The 26,063-nt window shown below is 71.1% G+C and carries 27 protein-coding genes and 1 tRNA gene; 26 read left to right on the forward strand and 2 right to left on the reverse strand.

Annotation, left to right across the window (positions count from 1 at the left end):
• Positions 1-214: 214 nt before the first annotated feature.
• The 8 genes from AC3IF1_RS06515 (at position 215) to phnE (AC3IF1_RS06550) (ending at position 9,802) form a co-directional block, all read left to right on the forward strand.
• Positions 215-3,412 carry an autotransporter family protein gene (locus AC3IF1_RS06515; protein WP_489216665.1) on the forward strand — a complete coding sequence of 1,066 codons (3,198 nt, stop codon included), beginning with the start codon at positions 215-217 and terminating at the stop codon, positions 3,410-3,412.
• 118 nt (positions 3,413-3,530) lie between these two features.
• Complete coding sequence (locus AC3IF1_RS06520) at positions 3,531-4,679, forward strand: ceramide glucosyltransferase (protein WP_489216667.1); 1,149 nt, start codon at positions 3,531-3,533, stop codon at positions 4,677-4,679.
• 32 nt (positions 4,680-4,711) lie between these two features.
• Positions 4,712-5,398: a DUF1045 domain-containing protein gene (locus AC3IF1_RS06525; RefSeq protein WP_489216669.1), complete on the forward strand. Its 687-nt coding sequence runs from the start codon at positions 4,712-4,714 to the stop codon at positions 5,396-5,398.
• Positions 5,391-6,017: an LbetaH domain-containing protein gene (locus AC3IF1_RS06530; protein ID WP_489216671.1), complete on the forward strand. Its 627-nt coding sequence runs from the start codon at positions 5,391-5,393 to the stop codon at positions 6,015-6,017. Before AC3IF1_RS06525 ends, AC3IF1_RS06530 begins: the two co-directional genes overlap by 8 nt.
• A 168-nt stretch (positions 6,018-6,185) precedes the next feature.
• Positions 6,186-7,034: a phosphonate ABC transporter ATP-binding protein gene (phnC, locus tag AC3IF1_RS06535; protein ID WP_489216673.1), complete on the forward strand. Its 849-nt coding sequence runs from the start codon at positions 6,186-6,188 to the stop codon at positions 7,032-7,034.
• A 77-nt stretch (positions 7,035-7,111) separates the two neighbouring features.
• Positions 7,112-8,041, forward strand: coding sequence for a phosphonate ABC transporter substrate-binding protein (gene phnD, locus AC3IF1_RS06540; RefSeq protein ID WP_489216675.1), 930 nt, complete (start codon positions 7,112-7,114; stop codon positions 8,039-8,041).
• Between the two features lie 7 nt (positions 8,042-8,048).
• A complete protein-coding gene (gene phnE / locus AC3IF1_RS06545; protein WP_489216677.1) occupies positions 8,049-8,939 on the forward strand; it encodes a phosphonate ABC transporter, permease protein PhnE in 891 nt (296 codons plus the stop codon).
• A complete protein-coding gene (gene phnE / locus AC3IF1_RS06550; RefSeq protein WP_489216679.1) occupies positions 8,936-9,802 on the forward strand; it encodes a phosphonate ABC transporter, permease protein PhnE in 867 nt (288 codons plus the stop codon). Before phnE (AC3IF1_RS06545) ends, phnE (AC3IF1_RS06550) begins: the two co-directional genes overlap by 4 nt.
• Before the next feature lie 6 nt (positions 9,803-9,808).
• On the opposite strand, the gene phnF is transcribed toward phnE (AC3IF1_RS06550), so the two are convergent.
• Complete coding sequence (phnF, locus tag AC3IF1_RS06555; RefSeq protein WP_489216681.1) at positions 9,809-10,552, reverse strand: phosphonate metabolism transcriptional regulator PhnF; 744 nt, start codon at positions 10,550-10,552, stop codon at positions 9,809-9,811.
• A 79-nt stretch (positions 10,553-10,631) separates the two neighbouring features.
• On the opposite strand from phnF, the gene phnG reads away from it, so the two are divergent.
• From phnG to phnN, 9 genes are all read left to right on the forward strand, one after another.
• A complete protein-coding gene (gene phnG, locus AC3IF1_RS06560; RefSeq protein ID WP_243964791.1) occupies positions 10,632-11,102 on the forward strand; it encodes a phosphonate C-P lyase system protein PhnG in 471 nt (156 codons plus the stop codon).
• A 2-nt stretch (positions 11,103-11,104) separates the two neighbouring features.
• Entirely contained in the window at positions 11,105-11,692 is a 588-nt protein-coding gene (gene phnH / locus AC3IF1_RS06565) for a phosphonate C-P lyase system protein PhnH (RefSeq protein WP_489216683.1), read from the forward strand.
• 2 nt (positions 11,693-11,694) lie between these two features.
• The gene (locus tag AC3IF1_RS06570; protein ID WP_243964794.1) at positions 11,695-12,801 is read left to right on the forward strand and encodes a carbon-phosphorus lyase complex subunit; all 1,107 of its coding nucleotides are present in this window, start codon (positions 11,695-11,697) and stop codon (positions 12,799-12,801) included.
• 278 nt (positions 12,802-13,079) lie between these two features.
• On the forward strand, positions 13,080-13,889 hold the full coding sequence (locus tag AC3IF1_RS06575; protein ID WP_489220335.1) for an alpha-D-ribose 1-methylphosphonate 5-phosphate C-P-lyase PhnJ: 810 nt from the start codon (positions 13,080-13,082) through the stop codon (positions 13,887-13,889).
• Positions 13,886-14,362 carry a GNAT family N-acetyltransferase gene (locus AC3IF1_RS06580; RefSeq protein ID WP_489216685.1) on the forward strand — a complete coding sequence of 159 codons (477 nt, stop codon included), beginning with the start codon at positions 13,886-13,888 and terminating at the stop codon, positions 14,360-14,362. The genes AC3IF1_RS06575 and AC3IF1_RS06580 overlap by 4 nt, the downstream gene beginning before the upstream one ends.
• Positions 14,359-15,132: a phosphonate C-P lyase system protein PhnK gene (phnK, locus tag AC3IF1_RS06585; RefSeq protein WP_489216687.1), complete on the forward strand. Its 774-nt coding sequence runs from the start codon at positions 14,359-14,361 to the stop codon at positions 15,130-15,132. The genes AC3IF1_RS06580 and phnK overlap by 4 nt, the downstream gene beginning before the upstream one ends.
• The gene (phnL, locus tag AC3IF1_RS06590; RefSeq protein WP_489216688.1) at positions 15,129-15,836 is read left to right on the forward strand and encodes a phosphonate C-P lyase system protein PhnL; all 708 of its coding nucleotides are present in this window, start codon (positions 15,129-15,131) and stop codon (positions 15,834-15,836) included. Before phnK ends, phnL begins: the two co-directional genes overlap by 4 nt.
• Positions 15,837-15,847: 11 nt before the next feature.
• Positions 15,848-16,984: an alpha-D-ribose 1-methylphosphonate 5-triphosphate diphosphatase gene (locus AC3IF1_RS06595; RefSeq protein WP_243964798.1), complete on the forward strand. Its 1,137-nt coding sequence runs from the start codon at positions 15,848-15,850 to the stop codon at positions 16,982-16,984.
• Entirely contained in the window at positions 16,984-17,547 is a 564-nt protein-coding gene (gene phnN / locus AC3IF1_RS06600; RefSeq protein ID WP_243964799.1) for a phosphonate metabolism protein/1,5-bisphosphokinase (PRPP-forming) PhnN, read from the forward strand. Before AC3IF1_RS06595 ends, phnN begins: the two co-directional genes overlap by 1 nt.
• A gap of 99 nt (positions 17,548-17,646) precedes the next feature.
• Here the strand turns inward: phnN and AC3IF1_RS06605 are convergent, their stop codons facing one another.
• Positions 17,647-18,510, reverse strand: a complete 864-nt coding sequence (locus AC3IF1_RS06605) for an outer membrane protein (RefSeq protein WP_243964800.1) — start codon at positions 18,508-18,510, stop codon at positions 17,647-17,649.
• A 309-nt stretch (positions 18,511-18,819) separates the two neighbouring features.
• Here AC3IF1_RS06605 and tuf point away from each other — a divergent pair, with 309 nt between their 5' ends.
• From tuf to AC3IF1_RS06650, 9 genes are all read left to right on the forward strand, one after another.
• Positions 18,820-20,010: an elongation factor Tu gene (gene tuf, locus AC3IF1_RS06610; RefSeq protein WP_489216691.1), complete on the forward strand. Its 1,191-nt coding sequence runs from the start codon at positions 18,820-18,822 to the stop codon at positions 20,008-20,010.
• 197 nt (positions 20,011-20,207) lie between these two features.
• A complete protein-coding gene (locus tag AC3IF1_RS06615) occupies positions 20,208-21,062 on the forward strand; it encodes a DUF1444 domain-containing protein (RefSeq protein ID WP_489216693.1) in 855 nt (284 codons plus the stop codon).
• Positions 21,063-21,273: 211 nt separating this feature from the next.
• Positions 21,274-21,350 (forward strand) — tRNA-Trp (locus AC3IF1_RS06620).
• A 181-nt stretch (positions 21,351-21,531) separates the two neighbouring features.
• Complete coding sequence (secE, locus tag AC3IF1_RS06625) at positions 21,532-21,828, forward strand: preprotein translocase subunit SecE (protein WP_243969861.1); 297 nt, start codon at positions 21,532-21,534, stop codon at positions 21,826-21,828.
• 58 nt (positions 21,829-21,886) lie between these two features.
• Positions 21,887-22,420, forward strand: coding sequence for a transcription termination/antitermination protein NusG (gene nusG, locus AC3IF1_RS06630; protein ID WP_243969957.1), 534 nt, complete (start codon positions 21,887-21,889; stop codon positions 22,418-22,420).
• A gap of 206 nt (positions 22,421-22,626) precedes the next feature.
• Positions 22,627-23,076 carry a 50S ribosomal protein L11 gene (rplK, locus tag AC3IF1_RS06635; RefSeq protein ID WP_243969862.1) on the forward strand — a complete coding sequence of 150 codons (450 nt, stop codon included), beginning with the start codon at positions 22,627-22,629 and terminating at the stop codon, positions 23,074-23,076.
• A gap of 11 nt (positions 23,077-23,087) precedes the next feature.
• Positions 23,088-23,786, forward strand: a complete 699-nt coding sequence (rplA, locus tag AC3IF1_RS06640) for a 50S ribosomal protein L1 (protein ID WP_243969864.1) — start codon at positions 23,088-23,090, stop codon at positions 23,784-23,786.
• 73 nt (positions 23,787-23,859) lie between these two features.
• Positions 23,860-24,150, forward strand: coding sequence for a GIY-YIG nuclease family protein (locus AC3IF1_RS06645; RefSeq protein WP_489216696.1), 291 nt, complete (start codon positions 23,860-23,862; stop codon positions 24,148-24,150).
• Between the two features lie 242 nt (positions 24,151-24,392).
• Entirely contained in the window at positions 24,393-26,048 is a 1,656-nt protein-coding gene (locus tag AC3IF1_RS06650) for a B12-binding domain-containing radical SAM protein (protein ID WP_243969867.1), read from the forward strand.
• Positions 26,049-26,063 lie beyond the last annotated feature (15 nt).

Raw genomic sequence — 26,063 nt, forward strand, 5'->3', positions numbered from 1 at the left:
CGCGCAGAGCTTTCGCATCGCGGTGAGGATGTTCGGCGGGTTCCTGGAAGATGAAGGCCGCGACTTTGCTGTGCTGGCTAAGTTATCGATCTGTTGCTTCGATGCGACACGCGGCGATTCTGCTGAAAATGACTTAATTATGACGCTGGCGGAGCCGCGGATTTCGCTAAACCTCCCGCCGCAGGCCGAATGGCCGCGGCTTTGGGGGCCAGACATGAAGTTACGACACGGGATCTCGATCGCGGCCTTGACGGTCGCGGTATTCGGGCCGGGCGCGCAGGCACAGACCGCCAACACGACGCCGTCCGACGTCAACGTGCTCAATCTCCTGTCCCCCTATCTGGCGCTCAACGCCACCGCGACCGGTCAGCGGACGCTGCAGCTCAACCTGTCGCAGGGGGTGGCGCTCAACAACGCGGCCGGCCTGTCCCAGCAGCAGAACGCGATCAGCGACAAGAACCTGCTCGGCTCGATCAGCAACGACCTGTCCGCCTCGGGGCTCGGCACCTACGGGGTGGCCGCCAACCTCGCGGGCGGCCTGCCGGCCCAGACGCCGATCAACGGCATCGTGCCCCAGCAACTCGTCGGCGGCCTCGGCGCCCAGCTCGGGCCGATCTACCAGCGCGGCGTCGCGCCGGGCGTGAACGGCCCCCTCGGCAGCGTCGTCAGCCTGCTGGCCGGCGCCTACACCTTCTCCGGGAACAATCTCGGCGTCGCCAAGAACTACTTCGCCAACGGCGCGGCCACCAATCCGAGCGTGACCCCGGCCAACTACGTGGCGGTGCCCGCCGTGGCCCCGGCCGGCTACACCCTGCCGACCTATAACGGCCTGCCCAACACCACCAACAGCGTCTACGACCTCGCCTACGGCGTCACCAACACGCAAGCGGGCCAGGACGTCTACGGATCCTCGCGGCCGGTGCAGGTGGCGCCGTCCCAGTACAACGCCTTCGACCCGACCGCGCTCAACGGGATCGCCACCAACCCGTCCTTCCCGAGCGGGCACACCACTTACGCCTTCACGGACGGCATCCTCCTGGCGATGCTGGTGCCCCAGCAATACCAGACCATGCTGCTGCGCGCCGCCGACTACGCCAACAACCGCATCGTGCTGGGCGTGCACTACCCCCTCGACATCATCGGCAGCCGGGCGCTCGCCGCCTACGATCTCGCCCAGGCCTTCACCAACCCGGCCTACATCAACAACTCCGCGGTGACCGGCACGGCGATCAACCTGCCCAACCAGTTCGTCCAGGCCCAGGGCCAGATCCAGGCCTACCTCGCCGCCCAGTGCGGCAACACCGTCGCGGCCTGCGCCGGCAGCGCGGCCAACGGCGCCGGCAACCCCTACCTCCCGTCGGCCGCCAACCAGGCCACCTACCAGAGCCGGCTCACCTACGGCCTGCCGACCCTGAGCCTCGCCCAGGCCCCCCGCGAGCAGGCCCCCGCCAACGGGCCCGACGCGTCGATCCTGCTGGCCCCCCTCTACGGCGGCTCCACCACCGCCGCCCGCACCCTGGCGCCCGGCGGCGGCCTCTACGGCCAGCTGTCCACGGGAACCATCAACCAGATCCTGGTCAACACCGAGACCAACGCGCTGGCCGCCTTCTACGGCAGCGCGCTGAGCTACTGGAGCCGCATCGACCTGTACTCCGCCGCCGGCTACTTCGGAAACGTGACCGGCACCCTGCGGATGGACACCGCCGACAGCCTGGCCATCGATGTCGCCATCGGCCAGGGCGGCGCCCTCTACGCCAACGGCACCATCGCGGGCACCGCCTTCGTGGGCTCCGGCGGCCTGCTCGGCGGATCGGGCACGGTCGGCGGGATCAGCGCCCTGTCCGGGGGCACGGTGGCGCCGGGCACCGCGATCGGCACGCTCTCGGTCACCGGCGCGGTCGCCTTCGCGCCCGGCTCGACCTACCAGGTCGAGGCCAACGCCGCCGGCCAGGCCGACCGGATCGCGGCCGGCGGCGCCGCCGCCCTGTCGGGGGGCACCGTCCAGGTGCTGGCCGCCTCGGGCAGCTACAACCCGCGCACCACCTACGCGATCCTCACCGCCGGCGGCGGCGTCTCGGGCCAGTTCGCCGGCGTGACGTCGAACCTCGCCTTCCTCAGCCCGGGCCTGCGCCACCTGGCCAACGAGGTCGACCTGACGCTCACCCGCAACGACGTGGCGTTCTCCAGCTCCGCCACCGGCCGCAACGGCGCGGCCGCGGCCGACGCCATCCAGGCGGGCGGAGCCGGCCGGCTCTACGACGCCGCGTCCGGCTTCATCACGGGCGAGGCCGGCGCCGCCTTCCGGGCGCTCGCCGGCGACATCCACGCCAGCACCGTCTCGACCGCCTACGAGACCGCGTTCTTCGTGCGCGAGGCGGTGCTCGACCGCCTGCGCTGGGGCAATCCCGGCACCGGGCTCGATTACGGAAGCCTGCCGGCCGCCTACACGGCCGATCTGCCGGGCCGGGCGCCGGTGGTGGCGGGGGTGCCGGTGCGCACCCTCGACCCGCAGGTCTTCGGGCTCTGGGGCCAGGGCTTCGGGGCGTTCGGCACGGCCGGCGGGGGCGGCAACGCCTTCGACCTCGACCGGCAGATCGCGGGCTTCGCCGCCGGCGCGGATGTACGCCTGCCGGGCGGGCTGCGCTTCGGCGTGGTCGGCGGCTACACGGAGGCCAATCTCGACAGCGCCGGGCGGAGCGGCGGCCTGAGCCGGGCGGAGAGCGCGACGCTCAAGAGCGGGTTCGGCGGCGTCTACGGCGGCGCCGAGCTGGGGCCGGTCTCGCTGCGGCTGGGCGTGATCTACGCCGACACGGATACGCGCACCCGGCGGGCGGTGCTGTACGGGCTGTCGGACACGCTGACCGGGCATGGCGGCGGCCACACCCTGCAGGGCTTCGGCGAGCTCGGCTGGAAGTTCGCGCTGGGCGCGCCGGCGCCGGCGGTGCTGGTGTCGAAGGACGGCGCGGCGGCGGCGGTCCAGCCGGCGGCGGCCTATGTGGAGCCGTTCGTGGGCGGGGCCTATGTCGGGATCCGGCGGGACGCCTTCGCGGAGGCTGGGGGCGCGGCGGCGCTGACGAGTTTCGCGCGCGACTACGACCTCGGGGCGGCCACCGTCGGGGTGCGGGCGCAGACCAGCCTGGACCTGGGCCTGGGGCTGCCGGTGACGCTGCGGGGGCTCATCGGATACCGGAGGGCGTTCGGGGACGTGGTGCCGGCGGCGCTGCTGCGCTTCGGCACCGGCCCGGCCTTCCTGAGCGCGGGCGTTCCGATCGACCGGGACGCGCTGGTGGCGGAGGTCGGCCTGGACCTGGCGGTGGCGCCGAACGCGAGCCTCGGCGTCGCCTATACCGGCCAGACCGGCACCCGGGCCCAGGATCAGGCCGTCAAGGGCAACTTCACCCTCCGGTTCTGAGGAACACGCCGCGACCGCGGGCCGGCAATATCTGGCCCGCATCCCGTGCGTGTCACACGACTGACGCGGTCCGGCCGCTAGCGACCGGGCCGCTCAGGACGCCAACGGGGGATCCCGCATGATTGACGCCACGGTGCCGGCCCTCGCCCTCGGCGCGCTCCTGGCCCTCGTCCAGATCGGCAGCATCGCCATCGCGGGCCGGCGCATCGGCCGAAGCCACGGGCCGTCGCGGTTTCCGGCGGGGGCGCCCGTCTCCCTGGTCCGCCCGCTCCACGGGGTCGAGGCCTACAGCGAGGAGATGCTGACCCGGAGCTTCCGCCTCGACTATCCGGCCTACGAGCTGATCTTCTGCGTGGCCGATCCGGGCGATCCGATCGTGCCGCTGGTGGAGCGCCTGATCGCCGCCCATCCCCACGTGCCGGCCCGCCTGATCCGCGGCGACGAGCGCGTCAGCGAGAACCCGAAGCTGAACAACTGCCTGCGCGGCTGGCGCGCCGCCGCCCACGATTGGGTGGTGCTGGCCGATTCCAACGTGGCCATGCCGCCGGATTACCTCCAGTGCCTCCAGGCCGCGTGGCGGGAGGAGACCGGCCTCGTCTGCTCGACCCCGGCCGGCGCGCGCCCGGGCAGCTTCATGGCCGAGGTCGAGTGCGCCTTCCTCAACACCCTGCAGGCGCGCTGGCAATACGCCGCCGAGGCGTTCGGCCTGGGTTTCGCGCAGGGCAAGAGCATGCTGTGGCACAAGCCGTTCCTGGAAGCGCAGGGCGGCCTCCAGGCGCTCGCCGCCGAGATCGCCGAGGACGCGGCCGCCACCAAGCTGGTCCGGGCCGCCGGCAAGCGCGTCCATCTCGTGGCGAGCCCCTTCGAGCAGCCCCTGGGACCCCGCGGCTTCCGGGAGGTCTGGGCGCGGCAGCTGCGCTGGGCCCGGCTGCGGCGGGTGACCTTCCCGCTGTTCTTTATCCCGGAGATCGGCAGCGGCGTCCTGCTGCCGGCGCTGCTGCTGGCGCTGTGGTTCGGCAGCCTCGCCGGACTTTCCGGCGCTGCGGGTATCGCGGTCCTGTGCTACGGAGCCGAGCACTGGCTCGCGGTCCGCGCGGGCTGGCATCGCTCGCCCCGCATGCCGGCGGTCTTCCTGGTCCGCGATCTCCTGATCCCGGCGATCTGGCTGGGCGCCTGGGTGCAGAGCGCCATCGTGTGGCGCGGCAACGCCATGGATGTCCGTCCCCGCCGGCCCGCCGACGCCCGGAGCTACGCGCCGTCGGCCTGAGGAATGCCGCGAGATACCCGGAGGCTTTGGACGTGTCGCGCCGCTACGCCCTGTACTGGCTCCCCGCTCCGGGCTCGCGTCTGGAGGCGTTCGGCAACGCCGTGCTCGGCTACGACAACGTGTCCGGGCGGACGGTCCCGCATCCGGAGACACCGGGCGGCTTCGCTGCGGTCACGGCGGGGGCCCGGCTCTACGGTTTCCACGCGACCCTCAAGGCGCCGCTGCGCCTCGCGCCGGGGACCGCGGAGGCCGATCTCGTCGCCGCCGCCCGGGGCCTCGCCGCCGCGCACCCGCCGGTGCCGCTCGGGCCGCTGGTGGTCGCGGCGCTCGGACCGTTCCTCGCCCTGGTGCCGGAGGCCCCGCCGCCGGGTCTGGGCCTGCTCGCGGCCGAATGCGTCGCCGCCCTCGACCCGTTCCGGGCGCCGCTGACCGGGGCCGAGCGCGCGAAGCGCCGGCCGGAGCGGCTGGATCCCCGCGGCCGCGCGCTGCTCGACCGCTGGGGCTACCCCTACGTGTTCGAGGCCTTCCGCTTCCACATGACCCTGACCGACGCCCTGCCGGAGCCGGACCGCGACGGGTGGCACCGGCGCCTCGCCGCGGCCTATGCCGCCTCGGGCCCGGAGCCCGCCGTGATCGACGCGGTGTCCCTCCTGACCCAGGACGGGTCCGGGCCGTTCCGGCTCCTGGCGCGCCTGCCCTTCGGAGACGCCCATGGCTGACCAGCCCCTCGGGCTCGCGCCCGCCATCGATCCCAGCGCCCGGGTCCAGGTAAGCCGCCTCGGCCGCTACACCGAGATCGGGGCCCGCACCCGCATCACCGAATCGGTCCTGGACGATTATTCCTACATCGCCCAGGACGGCGAGGTGATCTACACGACGATCGGCAAGTTCTGCTCGATCGCCGCGAGCGTGCGGATCAATCCCGGCAACCATCCGATGGAGCGCGCATCGCAGGCGCATTTCACCTACCGGGCCCGCGCCTACTGGCCGGAGGAGGCGGACGAGGACGCCTTCTTCGACCGGCGCCGGTCGAGCCCGGTGACGATCGGCCACGACGTCTGGATCGGCCACGGGGTCGTCGTCCTGCCCGGCCGCCGCATCGGCACCGGCGCGGTGGTCGGGGCGGGGGCGATCGTCACCCGCGATGTCGCCCCCTACACGATCGTGGTCGGCAATCCCGCGCGGCCGGTGCGGCCCCGCTTCCCCGAGGCGATCGCCGCGCGCCTGGAGCGCCTCGCCTGGTGGGACTGGGATCACGCGCGCCTGCGCCGGGCGCTGCCGGATTTCCGCGGGCTCGCCATCGAAGCGTTTCTGGACCGTCACGAAGCTTCGGCGTGACATCGCCGCCGCGGACACCGTCTTCGTCCGCGTGGCGGCGACATCATCTCGGTAAGATACCCGCGCGGATCCCTATTCATTCGTCGGCTATAGATATTCCGAGGTCTTCGTCATCCAACCGTCGTAGAAGCGGCGTTTAGCTGCGGCCATTCCGCCGCGGATGGATGCATGCTCGTCATCGAAGATCTCACGCGCCAGTATGGCGACCGGCGCGCGGTCGACGGTGTCTCGTTGCGGATCGAGCCCGGCAGCTTCGTCGGCGTGATCGGCCGCTCGGGGGCCGGCAAGTCGACGCTGCTGCGCCTGATCAACCGGCTGGCGGATCCGAGTTCGGGCCGCATCCTCCACGACGGGCGGGACGTCACGATGCTGCGGGGCCGGGCCCTGCGGGACTGGCGCACCCGCTGCGCCATGATCTTCCAGCAATTCAACCTCGTCGGCCGCCTCGACGTGATGACCAACGTGCTCATGGGGCGCCTCAGTCACGTGCCGAGCCACCGGGCCCTGATGCGCCTGTGGTCCGACGCGGACCGGGCCATGGCGCTCGCCGCCCTGGAGAGCTTCGACATGGGCGAGTTCGCCGGCCAGCGGGCCGACGGCCTGTCGGGCGGGCAGCAGCAGCGCGTCGCCATCGCCCGCGCCCTCGTGCAAGAGCCCGAGATCCTGCTCGCCGACGAGCCGGTGGCCTCCCTCGACCCGCGCAACACACGCCTCGTGATGGATGCGCTCGCCGACGTGAACCGGCGCTACGGCATCACGGTGCTGTGCAACCTGCATTCCCTCGACCTCGCCCGCGCCTATTGCGACCGCCTCGTCGGCCTCGCGGCGGGCCGCGTGGTGTTCGAGGGCGGCCCCTTCGACCTCACCGAGGACGTGGCGCGCCGGCTCTACGGGCTGGAGGCCGGCGAGGTGCTCGACGATTCCGCGCAGCGCGAGGCGGAGCAGCGGGCGGCCATGCCGGGCCTGCCCGGCTCCATGCCCGCGCGTCCGGTCCGCGAAGCCGCGATCGGCGCCTGAGCCGACAACGATGTCCGTCACCCCGGCGGGCAGGGGGCCGGCCGAACCCTGCCCCAGGGCCCGCACAGGAGAACGCAATGATCACCCGACGCACCCTCGCGGCCGCGGCCGCCGCCCTCGCGCTCCTCGGCCTGCCGGCCGCCGCCCAGGACTGGAAGGCCCAGTATCCCGAACTGACGCTGGGCGTGATCCCCGCCGAGAACGCCTCCGGCACCGCCGATCGCTGGGCGCCGCTCACCGCCTACCTGACCAAGACCCTGGGCGTGCCGGTGAAGCTGCGGGTCGCCAGCGACTACGCGGCCGTGATCGAGGGCCAGCGCGCCGGCAACATCCAGATCGCCTGGTACGGCCCCGCCTCCTTCGCCCGGGCGGTGATGACCGGGGTGAAGATCGAGCCGATCGTGAACCAGAAGCACGAGACCGGCGCTTCGGGCTACTATTCGGTGGTCTACGTGCTGGCCACGAGCCCGTACAAGACGGTCGAGGACCTCAAGGGCAAGAACCTCGCTCTGGTCGACCCCAATTCCACCTCCGGCAATCAGGCGCCGCGCTTCTTCCTCAAGCGGGCCGGCTACGACGTGGAGAAGTTCTTCGCCAAGACCTTCTACGCCGGCAGCCACGAGAACGCCGTCTTGGCGCTCACCCAGGGCACCGCCGACGCCGCCGCCAATCTCTGGAACTCCGAGACCGACACGATGGTCACCCGCATGGCCGCCAAGGGCATGCTCAAGAAGCCGGACGGCACGCCGATGCAGCAGTCGGACTTCCGGGTGGTGTTCAAGTCCGACTTCCTGCCGGAGGGCCCCTTCGCCGTGCTGGCGAGCCTGCCCGACGACCTGAAGGCCAAGATCCGCCAGGCCTTCATCGCTCTGCCGACCGCCGACAAGGCGGCGTTCGACCGGCTGTCGGACGGTAAGGACCAGGGCCTCACCCCGGTGACGCTGAAGGATTATCAGCCGATCATCGACATGCTGAAGTTCAACGACGAGCAGCGCAAGAAGTCCTGATCCGGGCATGCCGACCTCGCACGGCCCGACACCCCTGCCGCCGGAGCGGGAAGCCGCCCTCTCCGGCCTCTACGCGGCGGCGACCCGGGCCGCGCGCCGCCGTACGCTGGCGGGCTTCGCGATCGTCGCGGTGCTGGCGCTGCTCGCCGGGTTCGCCGCCGAGGTGCGGCCGCTGGTCTTCATCGAGAACATCGGCAAGTTCACCGCGTATATCCGAGAGATCCTGCCGCCGATCGGCCTCGACCATCCGATCGAGGACGTCCGCGCCTGGTACTGGGGCCTGCCGAACTGGCTTGGCTTGCTGGGCGAGACCCTGCTGATGGCCTATCTGGGCACGCTGCTCGGCGGGCTCGCGGGCTTCGCCCTGAGCTTCCTGGCGGCCGCCAACCTCGCGCGGTCGCGCCTGCTGCGCATCGCCGCCAAGCGCTTCCTGGAGGTCTGCCGCACCGTTCCCGAGGTGGTGTTCGCGCTGCTCTTCGTGATCGCCTTCGGCCTCGGGCCGATGGTCGGCGTGCTGGCCATCGCCATCCACACCACGGGGGCGCTCGGCAAGCTGTTCTCCGAGGTGGTCGAGAACATCGACATGCGTCCCGTCGAGGGCCTGTCGGCCTCGGGCGCCACGTGGATCGAGACCGTGCGCTTCGCGGTGCTGCCCCAGGTGCTGTCGAATTTCGCCTCCTACGCGCTGCTGCGGTTCGAGATCAACGTGCGCGGGGCGGGGGTGATGGGCTTCGTCGGCGCCGGCGGCATCGGCCAGGAATTCCTGGTGGCGATCCGCAACTTCTACTACGCGGATGTCAGCGCCATCCTCGTGCTGATCATCCTCACCGTGTTCTGCATCGACCTCGCCACCGAGCGGGTCCGCCATCGGTTGATCGGCCCGGAGCACGCACGATGAGCGCGCGGTCCGAGACCCTGCGGGCGACCGCCCGGGCCGACCTCGCCCGGCTGCGGGCCCGCTACCCGGCGCAGTTCCGCATCGACTGGGCGGCGCGGGCACGCCTGGCCGGGGTGATCGGCCTCCTCCTCGGATTGGCGGCGTTCGGCTATTGGCGCCTCGATTTCTCGGTGGCGCGGATCCTCCACGGGCTTGGGCGGCTCGGCACCTTCGCGGTGCTGATGCTGCCGCCGTCCCCGGAGGGCCAGTTCTGGACCTTCCTGCACGCGCTGGGCGAGACCCTGGGCATCGCCTTCCTCGGCACGCTGACGGCGGCGATCCTGGCCTTCCCGGTGGCGTTCCTGGCCGCCCGGAACGTCGTCCCCAACCCGTTCGCGCGCTTCGCCGTCCGCCGCGGCCTCGACGTCATGCGCTCGGTGGACGTGCTGATCTGGGCGCTGATCTGGATCAACGTCGTCGGGCTCGGCCCCTTCGCGGGGGCGCTGGCCATCGCGTGCTCGGATTTCGGCGCGTTCGGCAAGCTGTTCTCCGAGGCGATCGAGACCTGCGACCGCCGGCCCGGCGAGGGCGTCGTCGCCTCGGGCGGCTCGGCCCTGCACCGGATCCGGTTCGGCCTGATCCCCGCCGTGCTGCCGGTGCTGGCGAGCCAGGTGCTGTACTTCTTCGAATCGAACACCCGCTCGGCCACGATCATCGGAATCGTCGGCGCCGGCGGTATCGGCCAATATCTCACCGAGCTGATCCGCGTGCTGGAACTGAGGCAGGTCGCTTTCCTGGTGTTGATGATCCTCGTCACCGTGGCGGCGATCGACGGGGTCTCGACCCGCCTGCGCCGGGCGCTGATCGGGCCGGCAGCGCGCTGACCGGCCTCACGTGCCGATCACCAGCTCCACCCGGTCGGCGGCGAACAGGGTGCGGTTCGCCTGGATCGGCACGCCCGCCTGATCGATGTTGACGCTCGAGACGACCATCACAACCCGCCCGGGGGCGATGTCGAGGCGCCCCGCCTCCTGGGCATCGGCCGGGCGGGCGCGGATGCGCGTCGAGAGCCGGGTGTAGTCGTGGACGCCGCAGGCCGCCAGCGCCCGGGTGATCGAGCCGCGCTCGGCATAGGCCTCGGCGAAGCCCGAAAAGCGCGGCAGCGGCAGCCAGGTCAGCGCCGTCGACAGCGGGGTGTCGTCCGCCCGGTGGACCGTCAGCAGTTCCAGCACCGGCGCGCCGGGGGGGAGCGCCAGCGCCGCCGCCTGCTCGGAGCCGGCCGGGCGGGTGCCCGAGGCGATCAAGTCGCCCCAGGCTTCGCGGCCGGCCCCGGCGACGATCTCGGAGAAGCGGGTGCGCGGCCCGATCGGGTAGGCCAGCGGGGCGTCCTCGACGAAGGTGCCCCGGCCCTGGCTGGCCCGCACCAGGCCGCCCTCGGCCAGGGCGGCGAGGGCCCGGCGCACCGTGTGGCGGTTCACCGAGAACCGCGCCGCCAGCGCCGCCTCGGTGGGGAGCTGCTGCCCGGGTGCGTGGGATCCCGCGGCGATCTCGGCCGTGAGGGCGTCGGCGATCTGCCGCCACGCCGCCAGTCCCTCGCCCCGGACGAGGCCGGGCGCCTGCTCCTGTGCGTCCATCCTGTCATCCAAACTTCATTTGTGCCCGGGGCGCCAGTTGTCTATATATCTATACAACGACGCGACGGAGGGATTCGCGATGACCCCGAACCCGACGGGACCGCAGAATGGTCCCGGGATCGAAGCCCGGCGGGCGATGATGGCGCTCTGCGCCGAAGCCGGCCGGAGTGAGCTCGAAGCCGCCGTCGCGCGCCTCGGCGCCCCGGCGGCCGAGGATCTGCGCCCCCCGGAAACCGGGCTGGTGATGGCCGAGGGCCGGATCGGCGGCGACGGGCGGCCGTTCCATTTCGGTGAGGTCAGCGTGACCCGGGCGGCGATCCGTCTCCCGGATGGCAGTACCGGCTTCGCCTACCATCTCGGTCGCGACCGCACGAAGGCGCGGCTGGCCGCGATCCTCGACGCCCTCTGGCAGGATTCGGCACGGCGCGCCGGGGTCGAGGCGGCCCTCGCCGGCGCGGCCGCCCGGACCGAGGCGGCGCGCCGGCAGGCGGCACGGCGCACCGCCGCCACCCGCGTCGAATTCCTGACCGTCGCCCGCGGGGAGGACTGAGCATGCTCGCACCCGGTTTCGCCGATCCGGTCCACGATGCGCAGGACACGTTCCGCGCGGTGATGGATGCCCTCGCCCGGCCGGGGCGGCCCCGGCCGCTCCGAGCCGGCCTCGAGCCCCCGGCGCCGCTGACCCCGGAACTCGCCGCCGTGGCGCTGGCGCTCACCGATGCCGACACGCCGGTCTGGCTCGATGCCGGCCTGGCGGCGGCCCCCGAGGTCGCCGCGTATCTGCGCTTCCACACCGGGGCGCCCCTCACCGACGATCCGGCCGGGGCCGCCTTCGCGCTGATCGGCGATCCGGCCCGCTGCCCGCCGCTCGGCACCTTCGCGTCCGGCACGCCGGCCTATCCCGACACCGCCACCACCCTGGTGCTCGCCCTCGACGCGATCACCGAGGGGGCGGGGCTGTGCCTCGCCGGCCCCGGCATCCGCGGCACCGCCCGCGTGGCGCTGGCGCCCCTGCCGGAGGGCTTCGTCGCCCAGTGCGCGGAGAACCGCGCCGACTTCCCCCTGGGCGTCGACCTGATCCTCACCGCCCCCGGCCGGGTCGTCGGCCTGCCGCGCTCCACCGCCGTCACGGAGAATTAGCCATGTACGTGGCCGTGAAGGGCGGCGAGGCCGCCATCGACAACGCCCACCGGCTCCTGGCCGAGGCCCGCCGCGGCGACCCCGCGGTGCCGGAGCTGTCCGTGGCGCAGATCCGCGCGCAGATGGCCCTGCTGGTCGACCGGGTGATGACCGAGGGCTCGCTCTACGACCCCGACCTCGCGGCTCTGGCCCTCAAGCAGGCCCGGGGCGACGTGGTCGAGGCGGTGTTCCTGGTCCGCGCCTACCGGACGACCCTGCCGCGCTTCGGCGCCTCGGTGCCGGTCGATACCGGCGTCATGGCGGTGGAACGCCGGGTCTCGGCCACCTTCAAGGATCTGCCCGGCGGGCAGGTGCTCGGGCCGACCTTCGACTACACCCACCGGCTGATCGACTTTGCGCTGGCCGCCGAGGGCGAGGTCCAGGCCGCCGCCGAGGCCGAGCCGCGCGACGATGCCGGGCACTGCCCGCGGGTCACCGATCTGCTGGCCCGGGACGGGCTGATCGAGGCCGCCCCCCCGGATGACGGCACGCCCCCGGGCGACCTCACCCGGGAGCCGGTGGATTACCCCGCCGACCGGGCCCTGCGGCTCCAGGCCCTGGCCCGGGGCGACGAGGGCTTCGTGCTCGGCCTCGCCTATTCGACCCAGCGCGGCTACGGCCGCACCCACCCGTTCGTGGGCGAGATCCGGGTCGGCGAAGTCGCGGTGGACTTCGTCCCCGAGGAGCTGGGCTTCCCGGTGCCGCTCGGCCGGGTCCGGCTCACCGAATGCCAGATGGTCAACCAGTTCAAGGGTTCGGGGGCGGCGCCGCCCCAGTTCACCCGCGGCTACGGGCTCGCCTTCGGCCAGAGCGAGCGCAAGGCCATGGCGATGGCCCTGGTCGACCGAGCCCTGCGGGCGGAGGAACTCGGCGAGCCGGTGGCGAGCCCGGCCCAGGACCAGGAATTCGTGCTCGCCCATTGCGACAGCCTCCAGGCGACCGGCTTCGTCGAGCACCTGAAGCTGCCGCACTACGTCGACTTCCAGGCCGAGCTGGAACTGGTTCGCCGGCTACGCGCCGAGTTCGAGCGGAAATCCGAACCCGTCGAGATGCAGGAGGCCGCGGAATGAGCGCGACAGACACGGTCCTCTCTCCCCCCTCTGCCGGGGAGGGTGGCCCCCGAAGGGGGTCGGGAGAGGGGAACCCGGTTTCCGGAAGGGGCGGAAGCCTTCATGAAGGCGGTGCCTTGTCCTGCACCGTTGCTCCCCTCTTGCGGGACTTCGTCCCGGCCCGACCCCTGCTGACGCAGGGGCCACCCTCCCCCGCAGAGGGGGGAGGGGGTGGCGTGGAGCCGTTCGCGCCGCAATCCGGCTACAACTTCGCCTATCTCGACGAGGGCACGAAGCGGATGATCCGCCGGGCGATCCTCAAGGCGATCGCGGTGCCGGGCTACCAGGTGCCGTTCGCCTCCCGGGAGATGCCGATGCCCTACGGCTGGGGCACCGGCGGCGTGCAGGTCACGGCGGCGATCCTCGGTCGGGCGGACGTGCTCAAGGTCATCGACCAGGGCGCCGACGACACCACCAACGCGGTCTCGATCCGCCGCTTCTTCGCCAAGACCTCCGGGGTCGCGACGACGACCCGGACCGCCGAGGCGACGATCATCCAGACCCGCCACCGCATCCCCGAGACGCCGCTCTCGGAGGGGCAGACCCTGGTCTATCAGGTGCCGATCCCCGAGCCCCTGCGCTTCCTGGAGCCGCGCGAGACCGAGACCCGCCAGCTCCACGCGCTCGCCGAGTACGGGGCCATGCACGTCAAGCTCTACGAGGATATCAGCCGCCACGGGCACATCGCCACCACCTACGCCTACCCGGTGGAGGTGGCCGGCCGCTACGTGATGGACCCGTCTCCGACGCCGAAATTCGACAACCCCAAGATGGACGATTGTCCGGCCCTCCAGCTGTTCGGCGCGGGCCGCGAGCGGCGCATCTACGCGGTGCCGCCCTACACCCGCGTCCGCAGCCTCGACTTCGAGGACCATCCGTTCCGGGTGCAGCAGTTCGACCAGCCCTGCGCCCTGTGCGGAGCCGAGGGCGTCTATCTCGACGAGGTGCTGCTCGACGATGCCGGCCGGCGGATGTTCGTCTGCTCGGACACCGACCATTGCGAGGGCCGCCGCGCCGACGGCCATGTCGGCACGGGGGACGCGGCATGACCGGCCTCACGGTCCGCCGGGCCGGGCAGCCCGACCTCCCCGCCATCCTCGACCTCTACGCCGAGCTGAGCGGCGGGCGGGTGGCGACCCTGGCGCAGGCGGAAGCGCTCCTCGATCGGCTCGAGACCGCCTATCCCGATTACGGGCTCTACGTGGCCGAGGTCGACGGCGCGGTCGTCGGCACCTTCTGCCTCATCGTCCTCGACAACATCGCCCATTGGGGCACGCCCTCGGGCCTCGTCGAGAGCGTCGTGGTCGCGTCCGGGCATCGCGGCGGCGGCCTCGGCCGGGCAATGATGGGGCACGCGTTCCGCCTCGCCCAGGCCCGGGGCTGCTACAAGCTCGCCCTGTCGTCGAATGTCGACGCCAAGCCGGCGCACGCCTTCTACGAGGGCCTCGGCTTCGAGCGCTACGGCTACAGCTTCCGCCTGGATCCCCCCTTCGTGCCGGACGTCGCAGAGGTGACCCGATGAGCGAGCCCCTGCTTCAGGTCCGCGGCCTGACCAAGCGCTACGGCGCCCGCCTCGCCTGCGCCGACGTGTCGTTCGACCTGGTGCCCGGCGAGGTGCTGGCGGTCGTCGGCGAATCCGGCTCGGGCAAGTCGACGCTGCTCTCCCTCATCGCCACCGAACTCGCCCCGGATGCCGGGACGGTCTCCTACCGGATGCGCGACGGCGGCCTGCGCGACCTCGCCGGCCTGAGCGAGGCCGGGCGTCGGGCGCTGATGCGCACCGAGTGGGGTTTCGTCCGCCAGGACGCGGCCCAGGGCCTGCGCATGGCGGTCTCGGCCGGCGGCAATGTCGGCGAGCGGCTGATGGGGATGGGCGAGCGCCATTACGGCCGGATCCGCGCCCAGGCGCTCGACTGGCTCGGCCGGGTCGAGATCGCCGCCGACCGGATCGACGACCCGCCGACGCGGTTCTCCGGCGGCATGCGCCAGCGGCTCCAGATCGCCCGCAACCTCGTCACCGGCCCCCGGCTGGTGCTGATGGACGAGCCGACCTCGGGGCTCGACGTCTCGGTCCAGGCCCGGCTCCTCGACCTGATCCGCCGGCTCTCGGCGGAGCTCGGGCTCGCCGTGATCATCGTCACCCACGACCTCGCGGTGGCGCGGCTCCTGTCGCACCGGATCGTGGTCATGCGCGCCGGCCGGGTCATCGAGACCGGGCTGACCGACCAGGTGCTCGACGATCCCGCGCAGGCCTACACCCAGCTCCTCGTTTCCTCGGTGCTCGCCGCATGACCGCGCTTCTGACCTTCCAGGACGTCGCCAAGAGCTTCACCCTGCACCTGCGCGGCGGCGTCGTGCTGCCGGTGGTGGGCGATGTCAGCCTCGCGGTCGAGCCCGGCGAGTGCGTGGTGCTCGGCGGCCCCTCGGGGGCGGGCAAGTCCTCGCTGCTCAAGATGGCCTACGGCAATTACCGCTGCGACGCGGGCGCGATCCGGATCCGGGACGGCGACGCCGTGATCGATGTGGTCCGGGCCGACCCGCGGGTGATGCTGTCCCTGCGGGCCCGGGTCATCGCCTACGTGTCGCAGTTCCTGCGGGTGATCCCCCGGGTCCCGGCCCTCGACGTGGTCGAGGCCGCCGGCCGCGAGGGCGGGCTCGACGCGGCGGCGGCACAGGCCCGGGCCAAGGATCTGCTCGCCCGGCTCAACCTGCCCGAACGGCTCTGGGGCCTGCCGCCCGCGACCTTCTCGGGGGGCGAGCAGCAGCGGGTCAACATCGCCCGGGGCCTGATCGCCGACCGGCCGCTGCTGCTGCTGGACGAGCCGACCGCCTCCCTCGACGCGCAGAACCGCGCCGTGGTGGCCGAGCTGGTGCGCGAAAAGCTGAAGGGCGGGGCCGGCGTGCTCGGCATCTTCCACGACAGCGAGATGCGCGATGCTGTGGCGACCCGGGTGGTCGACGTCACCCGCTTCGCGCCGCCAGCCCGGGCAGCCTGAGGACCGATACGATGGACGACCTGATCATCGAGAACGCGACCCTGGTCCTGCCGGACCGGATTCAGCACGGCTGGCTCGCCGTCATCGACGGGGCCATCGCGGAGATCGGCGAGGGACGCGCGGGAGCCCGCGGCCTCGACCTCGGGGGCGACTACCTGATCCCGGGGCTGATCGAGCTGCATACCGACCACCTCGAGAGCCACTACGCCCCCCGGCCGAAGGTGCGCTGGCACCCGCTCGGGGCGGTGCTGGCCTACGATTCGCAGATCGCCGCTTCGGGCATCACCACGGTGTTCGATTCCCTGCGCGCGGGCAGCGATCCGGATGGCAGCGGCCTCGGCTCGGAGCTGGAGCAACTGGGGGCCGCGATCGCCACCGCGCGCGCCCAGGGCCTGTTCCGGGCCGAGCACTTCACGCATCTGCGCTGCGAGCTGCCCTCGTCCGACGTGCTCGACTCGGTGGCGGCCTTCAGCGCCCACCATCCCGTGGGCCTGATCTCGCTGATGGACCACACCCCGGGCCAGCGGCAGTTCCGCGACATGGAGAAGTACTTCACCTACGCGACCCGGGGCGGCCGCCCGATCGACGAGATTCGAGCCAACACCGAGCGCAAGATCCGGGACGGCCAGGCCCTCAATGCCAGCAACCGCCCGGCCCTGGTCCATTACGCGCGGGAGATGGGCATCCCCCTGGCGAGCCACGACGACACCACCCTGGCCGATGTCGATCTCGCGGTCGGCGAGGGGGTGCGGCTCGCCGAATTCCCCACCACCCTGGAGGCGGCGCAGGCCGCCCACCGCCGGGGCCTCACCGTGATGATGGGCGCGCCGAACCTGATCCGCGGCGGCTCGCATTCCGGGAACGTCGCCGCCCAGACGCTGGCCGAGGCCGGGCATCTCGACATCCTGTCGTCGGATTACGTACCGGCGAGCCTGCTCATGGCGGCCTTCCTGCTGCCCGAGCGGGTGCCGGCGATCACCCTGCCGGAGGCGCTCGCCACGGTGACGGCGAACCCGGCCCGCGCCACCGGCCTGACCGACCGCGGCGCCCTGGCGCCGGGCCTGCGGGCCGACCTCGTCCGGGTGCAGCGGGCCGAGGGTGTGCCGGTGGTCCGCGAGGTCTGGCGCGCCGGCCGGCGGGTCGCCTGATGGCGGGGTGCCTGGTCCTGGTGGTCGGCCCGAGCGGGGCCGGCAAGGACACGCTGATCCGGCTGGCGCGGGCGGCGCTCGCGGGGGATCCCCGCTACGTCTTCCCGCGCCGCCTCGTGACGCGACCGCCCTCGCCGGACGAGGACAACGATGAGATCGACGCGACCGCCTTCGCGGAGGGCTGTGCCGAGGGCTGCTTCACCCTGCATTGGCGCGCCCACGGCCTCGGCTACGCCATCCCGGCGGAGGCCGGCCGTCTCGTGGCGGCGGGGCACGCGGTGGTCTGCAACGTCTCCCGCCGCGTCGTGGCACAGGCCCGCGCCGCCGGCCCGCGCGTGAGCGTCGTCGAGATCACGGCGCCCCCCGAGATCCTGATGCAGCGCCTCGCCGCCCGGGGCCGGGCCGAGGACGGCGACCTCGCCGCGCGGCTCGCCCGCGAGGTCCCTGTCGAGGCCGACCTGAGGATTCTCAACGTGGGCGCCCCGGCGTCCGGGGCAGAGCGCTTGGTGGCGCATCTGCGCACCTGCGGAGCCGATCGCCCTCAGGATCGATCGGCAAGCTGAGGCGTCACGCGATACCGGCCATGAAAAAGGGCGCGTGCCGGATCCGGCACGCGCCCCATGGCTCGCCCGGGACAAGCGTCCCGGGGGATGTTGAGAGGACTAGAAGCCGCCAAACTTGTAGTTGAAGCCGGCGCGGACGATGCTGCCCTCCGTGCGGAAGCGCGAGATGTAGGAGCCGTTGCCGACACCCGCGATGGCGCCGACCAGCACGCTCTGGCTGCCGAGATCGTAGTGCAGGTACTCGGCCTTCACGGTGATGGCGTCGTACTTGATGCCCAGGTAGCGTCCGATCGCGAAGGTGTTCAGGAAGCTGTCGGTCGGCAGCGCGAACTCGATACCGCCGCCATAGGCGAAGCCGGTCTTGAAGTCGTCATAGCGGCCGGCGAACTGCAGGCGCCCGCCCGGGGTGTAGAAGTTGGCGTCGTGGAACACGTTGCCGTAGGCGAGACCGCCCATCCCGTAGACCAGGACGCGATCGAAGGCGTAGCCGACGCGGCCCGTGAGGGTGCCGAGCCAATCGAGGCTCTGACGGAACTGGCTGATGTTCGGCGCGCCGCCCGCGACGTTGCCGGTGCCGAGCACCACCCGGTTCTTGGTGATGTCGGTCCAGTCGATGCTGTTGGCGATACCGACCACGATGCCCGAGCCGGGCGTGAACTGGTAGTTGTAGCCGGCGGTGCCACCGACGTTGGCGATGCCGTCCTGCGAGGTCGAGGTCAGCAGCGGGCGGCGGCCGAGCGCCACGTTGTTGGCGTTGCCCGGCAGGACGCCGACCGTGGTGATGCGCTCACGGTCGGTGAAGGTGTAGGCCGACTCGAGACCGGCGTAGAAGCCCGTCCAGGTGAAGACCGGCACGGGGGTGAACACCGGCGGCGGCGCGGCGCGGCGCGGCAGGTCGGCGGCCGAGGCGGCCGTCGTGACCAGGGCGGTCGCGGCGCTGGCGAGGAGGAGCTTCTTCATCATGGTGGCGGGATCCAAGCTTGTGCGTTGTTGAGCGCAGTTAAGCTGGGCGGCACAGATCCCGCTATGCCTCCGCTGCCACACTGTGTCCCGAAAGTGCCGGCTCGATTTCCGGAGACTGATAATTCCACGTTCAAGACGCGGAGGTGCGGCTTGACAGCGGAAGCGGCCGCAGGGCCCCGCTGCGCGCGGGAGCTTGATCCCCGGCGGCCGACCCTCTAAGCGGACCGCGTTTTGCGCCCCTGTCCGAGTTCGGGGCGGCCGACCAGGATCCGGGGCCTCCGATTGGTCCCCGCCGCAGGAATGGGAATCATGGGCAAGGAAAAGTTCGCTCGCACCAAGCCGCACTGCAACATCGGCACGATCGGGCACGTGGATCACGGCAAGACGTCTTTGACGGCGGCGATCACGAAGGTCCTGGCCGAGACGGGCGGGGCGACGTTCACGGCCTACGACCAGATCGACAAGGCGCCGGAGGAGAAGGCGCGCGGGATCACGATCTCGACGGCGCACGTGGAGTACGAGACGGCCAACCGGCACTACGCCCACGTCGATTGCCCCGGCCACGCCGACTACGTGAAGAACATGATCACCGGGGCGGCGCAGATGGACGGCGCGATCCTGGTGGTGTCGGCGGCCGACGGCCCGATGCCGCAGACCCGCGAGCACATCCTGCTGGCCCGCCAGGTCGGCGTCCCGGCGCTGGTGGTGTTCCTCAACAAGGTCGACATGGTCGACGACGAGGAGCTGCTGGAGCTGGTCGAGCTCGAGGTGCGCGAGCTCCTGTCGAAGTACGACTTCCCGGGCGACGACATCCCGATCACCAAGGGCTCGGCGCTGATGGCGCTGGAGGACAAGGAGCCCAAGATCGGCAAGGAGGCGGTGCTGGCGCTGATGGCCACCGTCGACAGCTACATCCCGCAGCCGGAGCGGCCGATCGACCTGCCGTTCCTGATGCCGATCGAGGACGTGTTCTCGATCTCGGGGCGCGGCACGGTGGTGACGGGCCGGGTCGAGCGCGGGATCGTGAAGGTCGGCGAGACGGTGGAGATCGTCGGCATCCGCGACACGCAGACCACGACGGTGACCGGCGTGGAGATGTTCCGCAAGCTGCTCGACCAGGGCCAGGCGGGCGACAACGTCGGCGTGCTGCTGCGCGGCACGAAGCGCGAGGACGTGGAGCGCGGCCAGGTCGTGTGCAAGCCGGGTTCGGTGAAGCCGCACGCCAAGTTCAAGGCCGAGGCCTACATCCTGACCAAGGAAGAGGGCGGGCGGCACACGCCGTTCTTCACGAACTACCGGCCGCAATTCTACTTCCGCACGACGGACGTGACCGGGATCGTGACCCTGCCGGAGGGCACCGAGATGGTGATGCCGGGCGACAACGTGACCATGGACGTGGTGCTGATCGTGCCGGTGGCCATGGAGGAGAAGCTGCGCTTCGCCATTCGCGAGGGCGGCCGCACCGTCGGTGCCGGCGTCGTCGCCGCCATCAACGACTGAAACGCGCGCGAGGCCCGGCGCACCGCGCGCCGGGCCGCAAGCACTCCGGGGTGAGTCCAGTGGATATCGACCCGGATCGATATGAGTCCCGCCGGCCTTCGTCTTGACGGAGCGCCGGCGTTGCTTTGTCGTGTCTCCGCGCGGTCTTCGGGGAGACTCGGATGTCGGTCGGCTCCATTCTCCGGGCCGGGTGTCTCATGGCCCTGATCTGTGTGGGAGCGGCGGTCCTGGCCGGCGCGGCCTGGGGTGATGCGCTGACCGACGGACGCTTCCGCGCGGAGGTGGCGGTGCTGATCCAGGGCCTCCGGCCGGGGGCGAAAATCCTTCTGGAGGCGGATCCGGCGCAGATCAGCGTCGGCACGAAGACGATCGACCTCACCAACCTGTATCAGCGCGTCGACGGCCTCTCCGAAACCGAACGCCGTCGGGAGGTGGAGGAGTTCCTCGGCGTCGCCTTCGCGAAGGCCGTCCCCGCGCCGGACACGGGCGACTTCGCGGCGATCCGGTCGCGCCTGCGCCCGCAGCTCGTGCCGAACGAGATCCTCCAACAATACAAGATGCTCGCGCATCGTCGGTTTTCCGAGACGCTGCACGTGGTCTACGTCCTCGACGAGCCGAATCGCTATCAGTACGTGACCCGCGAGATGCTCGCGGGCTGGCAGGTCGATCCCGCATTGGTGGAGACGACGGCCGTAGCGAACCTGGCCGCCACCTCGGCGGATGCGCCGTTCGAGCTCGTGCTCGGGGACGGTGCGCCCCTGTTCGCCATGGCCGATCCCGGCGACGACTTCGCCATCGCGCGGCTGCTCGTGCCGTCCTATCTCGACGAGATCCGGACCGCCCTCAAGACGGACAGCATCACGCTGGCCGGACCGACGCGCAACCTGCTCCTCGCCTGGCCGTCCGGCAGCCCGGCCCGACGCGACCTGGCCGCGGAAGCGACGCGCTACCTGCGCACCGGACCGTATGGCCGCAGCGACGAGCTGTTCTGCTTTGACGGCCACCAGGTCCGGCCGCTGAACACGACGGAGCGGGCGGATCACGGCCGCTGATTCCCGGCGGCTGCGCGGTTCGCCGTAACCGGGGATGCCTCCGGCCGATCGGGCCCGGCAGCGCGGCGCCGAAACCGAGGTCTCGCGCCCTTCGCGGGGCCGCATCCCCACGTGACCGGGATGCAGGGATGCGATTCCGGGTTCGCCGGCCTCCACCATGCCGCCGAACCCCTTGCAAGCCGGTCCACGATGAGGCATTGGGCAACGCGCTAGGAGTGTAGCTCAACTGGTCAGAGCGCCGGTCTCCAAAACCGGAGGTTGCGGGTTCGAGTCCCTCCACTCCTGCCAGACATCCTGCCCGATCCCGCGCGGCGGCCCGGTCGACAAGCCGCCGGAGTTGCGCTAGAGCGGGCCCAATCCGAGATCTGAAGCGACCGTCGGTGCGGGCCCATCCGGGTCCTCGGCGCCGACATTCGCGTTCCCGGAGCGGTCTCTGCCCGGGGCCGAACACGCGACAGACACTGGCACCATGGCATCGAACGAAGCGACCAAGAAGGTGGATCTGGTGCGCGGCGCGGCCCGCGGTCCCGCGAACCCGCCGCCGGCCCGTCCGGCGACGCCGGTCCGGGCGCCGCAGAAGCGCGCGACCCCCGGCGAGTTCTTCGCCCAGGTCCGCGACGAAGCGCGCAAGGTGACGTGGCCGAGCCGCCGCGAGACCACGATCACCACGATCATGGTCTTCGTGATGGTGGTGGTGACGAGCCTGTTCTTCACCGTGGTGGACCAGGCCCTGCGCTTCGTGGTCGGCCTGATCCTCGGCCTCTGAGGCCGGGGCGCGATTGAACGAGGGAGACCTCGCGGACTTGTCGGAGTTGAACGCAACCGTGTCGAAGCGCTGGTACATCGTCCACGCCTACTCGAACTTCGAGAACAAGGTCGCACAGTCCATCAGGGACCAGGCGGCCCAGCGCGGGCTGGCCGAGCTGTTCGACGAGGTCATGGTCCCGATCGAGAAGGTCGTGGAGGTGCGCCGCGGCCGGAAGGTCGACGCCGAGCGCAAGTTCTTCCCCGGCTACGTGCTGGTGAAGTGCGACCTGACCGACGAGGTCTACCACCTCATCAAGAACACCCCGAAGGTCACGGGCTTCCTCGGCGCCGACAAGTCCAAGCCCGTGCCGATCCCCGATTCCGAGGCCGAGCGGATCAAGGGCCAGGTCGCCGAGGGCGTTGACCGGCCGAAGCCGTCCGTCTCGTTCGAGATCGGCGAGACCGTCCGGGTCGCCGACGGCCCCTTCGCCAGCTTCAACGGCACCGTCGAGGAGATCGACGAGGCCCGCTCCCGCCTCAAGGTGGCCGTGTCGATCTTCGGCCGCGCCACCCCGGTGGAGCTCGAATACGCCCAGGTCGAGAAGGCCTGATCGTAAGAGGCGAATGGCGAATGGCGAATGGCGAATAGGGGGCTTCGGCCTTCCACGCGCCGTTCGCCATTCGCCGCTTGCCGATCACCCGCGGGAGATCCGCCCGGCCTCGCCTCCGGGATCCACGGATCGCACCGCGACCTGCAACCGTCCGACCCGCCCGCGCTTAGGCAGCCCGGCGGCGGACGCAGTTTGGGAGATATCCCATGGCGAAGAAGATCACGGGTTACGTGAAGCTTCAGGTCCCGGCCGGCGCGGCGAACCCGTCGCCGCCGATCGGCCCCGCGCTCGGTCAGCGCGGCCTCAACATCATGGAATTCTGCAAGGCCTTCAACGCGAAGACCGCGCAGATCGAGAAGGGCACCCCGATCCCGGTGGTCATCACCGCGTATCAGGATCGCTCGTTCACCTTCGAGATGAAGCAGCCGCCGGTCACCTTCTTCCTGAAGAAGGCCGCCGGGCTGAAGATCGGCAAGAAGCCGGCCTCCGGCTCGAAGACCCCCGGCAAGGGCCCGACCGTCGGCAAGATCTCCGAGGCGCAGCTGCGCGAGATCGCCGAGAAGAAGATGCCCGACCTCAACTGCGACTCGGTGGAGTCGGCCGTTGCCATGATCCGCGGCTCCGCCCGGGCCATGGGCCTCGAAGTCACGGCCTGAGGGAGGACATCATGGCTAAGGAAGGCAAGCGCATCCGCGCCGCCCGCGAGGGCATCGAGGTCACCAAGCTCTATTCCCTCGACGAGGCGATCAAGCTCGTGAAGGAGCGGGCCACCGCGAAGTTCGACGAGACCGTCGAGGTCTCGATGAATCTCGGGGTCGATCCCCGCCACGCCGACCAGATGGTCCGCGGTGTTTGCAACCTGCCGAACGGCTCCGGCCGGACGGTCCGCGTGGCGGTCTTCGCCCGTGGCGCCAAGGCGGACGACGCCAAGGCGGCAGGCGCCGACATCGTCGGCGCCGAGGATCTCCTGGAGATCGTCCAGGGCGGCAAGATCGAGTTCGACCGCTGCATCGCGACCCCGGACATGATGCCGCTGGTCGGCCGTCTCGGTAAGGTGCTGGGCCCGCGCGGCCTGATGCCGAACCCGAAGGTCGGGACCGTCACCATGGACGTGAAGGGCGCCGTCGCCGGCGCCAAGGGCGGCTCGGTGGAGTTCCGCGTCGAGAAGGCCGGCATCGTCCATGCCGGCGTCGGCAAGGTCTCGTTCGATGCCGACAAGCTCGTCGAGAACATCAAGGCCTTCGCCGACGCGGTCGCCAAGGCGAAGCCCGCGGGCGCCAAGGGCACCTACGTCCAGCGCATCGCCGTCACCTCGACGATGGGCCCGGGCGTGAAGGTCGAGCCGAACACGGTCCTGACCGCCTGAGGCAAGGCAGAGCATCTACGCTGCGGAGCGCCCGGCCGGAAACGGCCGGGCGTTTTCCGTTGCGGGGGCGCGGATGGAGCGGCTGTCCCACGTGTACATTCTGGCGAGCCGGCGGAACGGCACGCTGTACACCGGCTCGACCACGGATCTGGCGCGGCGTGTTTGGGAGCATCGTACGGGCGCCATGCCGGGGTTCACCCGGGATTACGGCGTGACCATGCTGGTCTGGTACGAAGCCTGTCCGCGGATCATCGATGCCCGGGTACGGGACTATGCGATCAAGCGCTGGCGGCGGGCCTGGAAGCTCGCGTTGATCGAGGAATTCAATCCCGCGTGGCGCGATCGGTATGACGATCTGGTCTGATGAGCCGCTTCGCGGCGAGTTTTGTGCTGGGTCCCGGATCAGGTTCCGCTGTCGCTGCACCTGTCCGGGAAAAGGGTGGTGCAGGATGAAACACCCACCCTTTCCCGGGCGCATGGAGCGCTAGCGGAATGCGACCCGGGACCCAGCACACAAATCGCCGCGACAGCGGCGCCACTTTCCTCACGGCATTCTTAACGGTGGAGGGGGGCGCCAACGCGCGCGGCTGTGCTAGATAGGCCGCCATGCGATGCACCCTGACGGTCACCTCCAAGCGACGCATTCTCTGCGTCTTCCCCGCCTACACGCCGTCCTTCGGGACATTCTCCCACGCCTATCCGTTGATGGGCGGGGTGAAGGCGTTCATGCCGCCGCAGGGGCTGCTGCTGATCGCGGCCTACATGCCCGAGGCGTGGGAATGCCGGTTCATCGATGAGAATATCCGCCGCGCCGGCCCGGCCGACTTCGCCTGGGCCGATGCGGTCTTCGTCTCCGGGATGCACATCCAGGAGCCTCAGATCCACGACATCCGCGACCGTGCCCGTGCGGCCGGCAAGGTCACCGCGCTCGGCGGCCCCTCGGTCTCCGGGGCCCCGGAGAAGTACGGCGATTTCGACTACCTCCACGTCGGCGAGATCGGCGACGCCACGGACCAGCTGGTCGCGCGCCTCGACGCCGACCTCACGCCGCCCCCCGCCCAGGTGGTGCTGGAGACCAAGGACCGCCTCGCCCTCGCCGATTTCCCGGCCCCGGCCTACGAGGCGGCGCCGCTCAAGCGCTACCTGATCGGCTCCCTGCAATTCTCCTCGGGCTGCCCCTATCGCTGCGAGTTCTGCGACATCCCGCAGCTTTACGGCCGCCAGCCGCGGCTGAAGAGCCCCGAGCAGATGTGCGCCGAACTCGACGCCATCATCAGCCAGCCGGGCCACCCGGCGGTGGTCTACTTCGTCGACGACAACTTCATCGCCAACCGCAAGGCGACCCGCGAGATGCTGCCGCACCTCGTGGAGTGGCAGAAGAAGAACGCCTACCCGCTGCAGTTCGCCTGCGAGGCGACGCTGAACATGGCCAAGCAGCCCGAGATCCTCGAGCTGATGCGGCAGGCGAACTTCATGACCGTGTTCGTCGGCATCGAGACGCCGGAGGCGGACGCCCTCAAGGGCATCGACAAGACCCACAACGCCGCCGTGCCGATGTACGAGGCGATCGAGACGCTCAATTCCTACGGGCTCGAGGTGACCTCGGGCATCATCCTGGGGCTCGATTCCGATTCGGACCAATCCGAGCAGAACCTGATCGACTTCATCGACCGCTCGGCGATTCCCGTGCTGACCATTAACCTGCTCCAGGCCCTGCCCAAGACCCCGCTCTGGGACCGGCTTACCCGCGAGGGCCGGCTCATCCACGATGCCAGCCTCGAATCGAACGTCCTGTTCAAGCGCCCGCACGACACCGTCGTGAGCAGCTGGCGCAGGGCCATCGCCCATGCCTACACGCCCGAGAAGATCTTCGAGCGGTTCAAGCACCAATGCGCGGTGACCTACCCGAACCGGATCACCACGCCGACGGCGGGCAAGCTGACCCGCACCAACCTGCGCCGGGGCCTGATCCTCGGCTTCAACATCATCACGCGGGTCGGGATCTTTTCGGATTATCGCAAGCCGTTCTGGAGCGCGGCCGGCTACGCGCTGAAGCGGGGGCAGATCGAGGCGGTGTTCAACATGGGCTTCGTCGCCCACCACCTGATCCGCTTCACCCGGGAGGCCCTGCGCGGCGAGCACAACGCCTCGTTCTACGCCGCCAGGGCCGCGGAGGCGAAGGAGGCGGAGAAGGCCGCCCGCGACCGGACCTGGTGGGAGGCGGCCCGGCGCAAGCTGGTGCCGGAGCGCGAGGCGGCGTAGCCTCTGCCACGACCT

The organism is Methylobacterium sp. E-012 (assembly GCF_057836545.1).

What these genes read in the sequence shown, in the direction of transcription:
- secE (WP_243969861.1), top strand. Translation starts at nt 21,532, where the DNA reads ATGGCATCGAACGAAGCGACCAAGAAGGTGGATCTGGTGCGCGGCGCG.
- AC3IF1_RS06530 (WP_489216671.1), top strand. Translation starts at nt 5,391, where the DNA reads ATGGCTGACCAGCCCCTCGGGCTCGCGCCCGCCATCGATCCCAGCGCC.
- AC3IF1_RS06645 (WP_489216696.1), top strand. Translation starts at nt 23,860, where the DNA reads ATGGAGCGGCTGTCCCACGTGTACATTCTGGCGAGCCGGCGGAACGGC.
- phnL (WP_489216688.1), top strand. Translation starts at nt 15,129, where the DNA reads ATGACCGCGCTTCTGACCTTCCAGGACGTCGCCAAGAGCTTCACCCTG.
- phnE (WP_489216679.1), top strand. Translation starts at nt 8,936, where the DNA reads ATGAGCGCGCGGTCCGAGACCCTGCGGGCGACCGCCCGGGCCGACCTC.
- phnG (WP_243964791.1), top strand. Translation starts at nt 10,632, where the DNA reads ATGACCCCGAACCCGACGGGACCGCAGAATGGTCCCGGGATCGAAGCC.
- AC3IF1_RS06515 (WP_489216665.1), top strand. Translation starts at nt 215, where the DNA reads ATGAAGTTACGACACGGGATCTCGATCGCGGCCTTGACGGTCGCGGTA.
- AC3IF1_RS06575 (WP_489220335.1), top strand. Translation starts at nt 13,080, where the DNA reads ATGATCCGCCGGGCGATCCTCAAGGCGATCGCGGTGCCGGGCTACCAG.
- phnE (WP_489216677.1), top strand. Translation starts at nt 8,049, where the DNA reads ATGCCGACCTCGCACGGCCCGACACCCCTGCCGCCGGAGCGGGAAGCC.
- phnD (WP_489216675.1), top strand. Translation starts at nt 7,112, where the DNA reads ATGATCACCCGACGCACCCTCGCGGCCGCGGCCGCCGCCCTCGCGCTC.
- phnF (WP_489216681.1), bottom strand. Translation starts at nt 10,552, where the DNA reads ATGGACGCACAGGAGCAGGCGCCCGGCCTCGTCCGGGGCGAGGGACTG.
- rplK (WP_243969862.1), top strand. Translation starts at nt 22,627, where the DNA reads ATGGCGAAGAAGATCACGGGTTACGTGAAGCTTCAGGTCCCGGCCGGC.
- AC3IF1_RS06595 (WP_243964798.1), top strand. Translation starts at nt 15,848, where the DNA reads ATGGACGACCTGATCATCGAGAACGCGACCCTGGTCCTGCCGGACCGG.
- AC3IF1_RS06650 (WP_243969867.1), top strand. Translation starts at nt 24,393, where the DNA reads ATGCGATGCACCCTGACGGTCACCTCCAAGCGACGCATTCTCTGCGTC.
- tuf (WP_489216691.1), top strand. Translation starts at nt 18,820, where the DNA reads ATGGGCAAGGAAAAGTTCGCTCGCACCAAGCCGCACTGCAACATCGGC.
- AC3IF1_RS06570 (WP_243964794.1), top strand. Translation starts at nt 11,695, where the DNA reads ATGTACGTGGCCGTGAAGGGCGGCGAGGCCGCCATCGACAACGCCCAC.
- AC3IF1_RS06615 (WP_489216693.1), top strand. Translation starts at nt 20,208, where the DNA reads ATGGCCCTGATCTGTGTGGGAGCGGCGGTCCTGGCCGGCGCGGCCTGG.
- phnH (WP_489216683.1), top strand. Translation starts at nt 11,105, where the DNA reads ATGCTCGCACCCGGTTTCGCCGATCCGGTCCACGATGCGCAGGACACG.
- phnC (WP_489216673.1), top strand. Translation starts at nt 6,186, where the DNA reads ATGCTCGTCATCGAAGATCTCACGCGCCAGTATGGCGACCGGCGCGCG.
- AC3IF1_RS06605 (WP_243964800.1), bottom strand. Translation starts at nt 18,510, where the DNA reads ATGATGAAGAAGCTCCTCCTCGCCAGCGCCGCGACCGCCCTGGTCACG.
- phnN (WP_243964799.1), top strand. Translation starts at nt 16,984, where the DNA reads ATGGCGGGGTGCCTGGTCCTGGTGGTCGGCCCGAGCGGGGCCGGCAAG.
- rplA (WP_243969864.1), top strand. Translation starts at nt 23,088, where the DNA reads ATGGCTAAGGAAGGCAAGCGCATCCGCGCCGCCCGCGAGGGCATCGAG.
- AC3IF1_RS06520 (WP_489216667.1), top strand. Translation starts at nt 3,531, where the DNA reads ATGATTGACGCCACGGTGCCGGCCCTCGCCCTCGGCGCGCTCCTGGCC.
- AC3IF1_RS06580 (WP_489216685.1), top strand. Translation starts at nt 13,886, where the DNA reads ATGACCGGCCTCACGGTCCGCCGGGCCGGGCAGCCCGACCTCCCCGCC.
- phnK (WP_489216687.1), top strand. Translation starts at nt 14,359, where the DNA reads ATGAGCGAGCCCCTGCTTCAGGTCCGCGGCCTGACCAAGCGCTACGGC.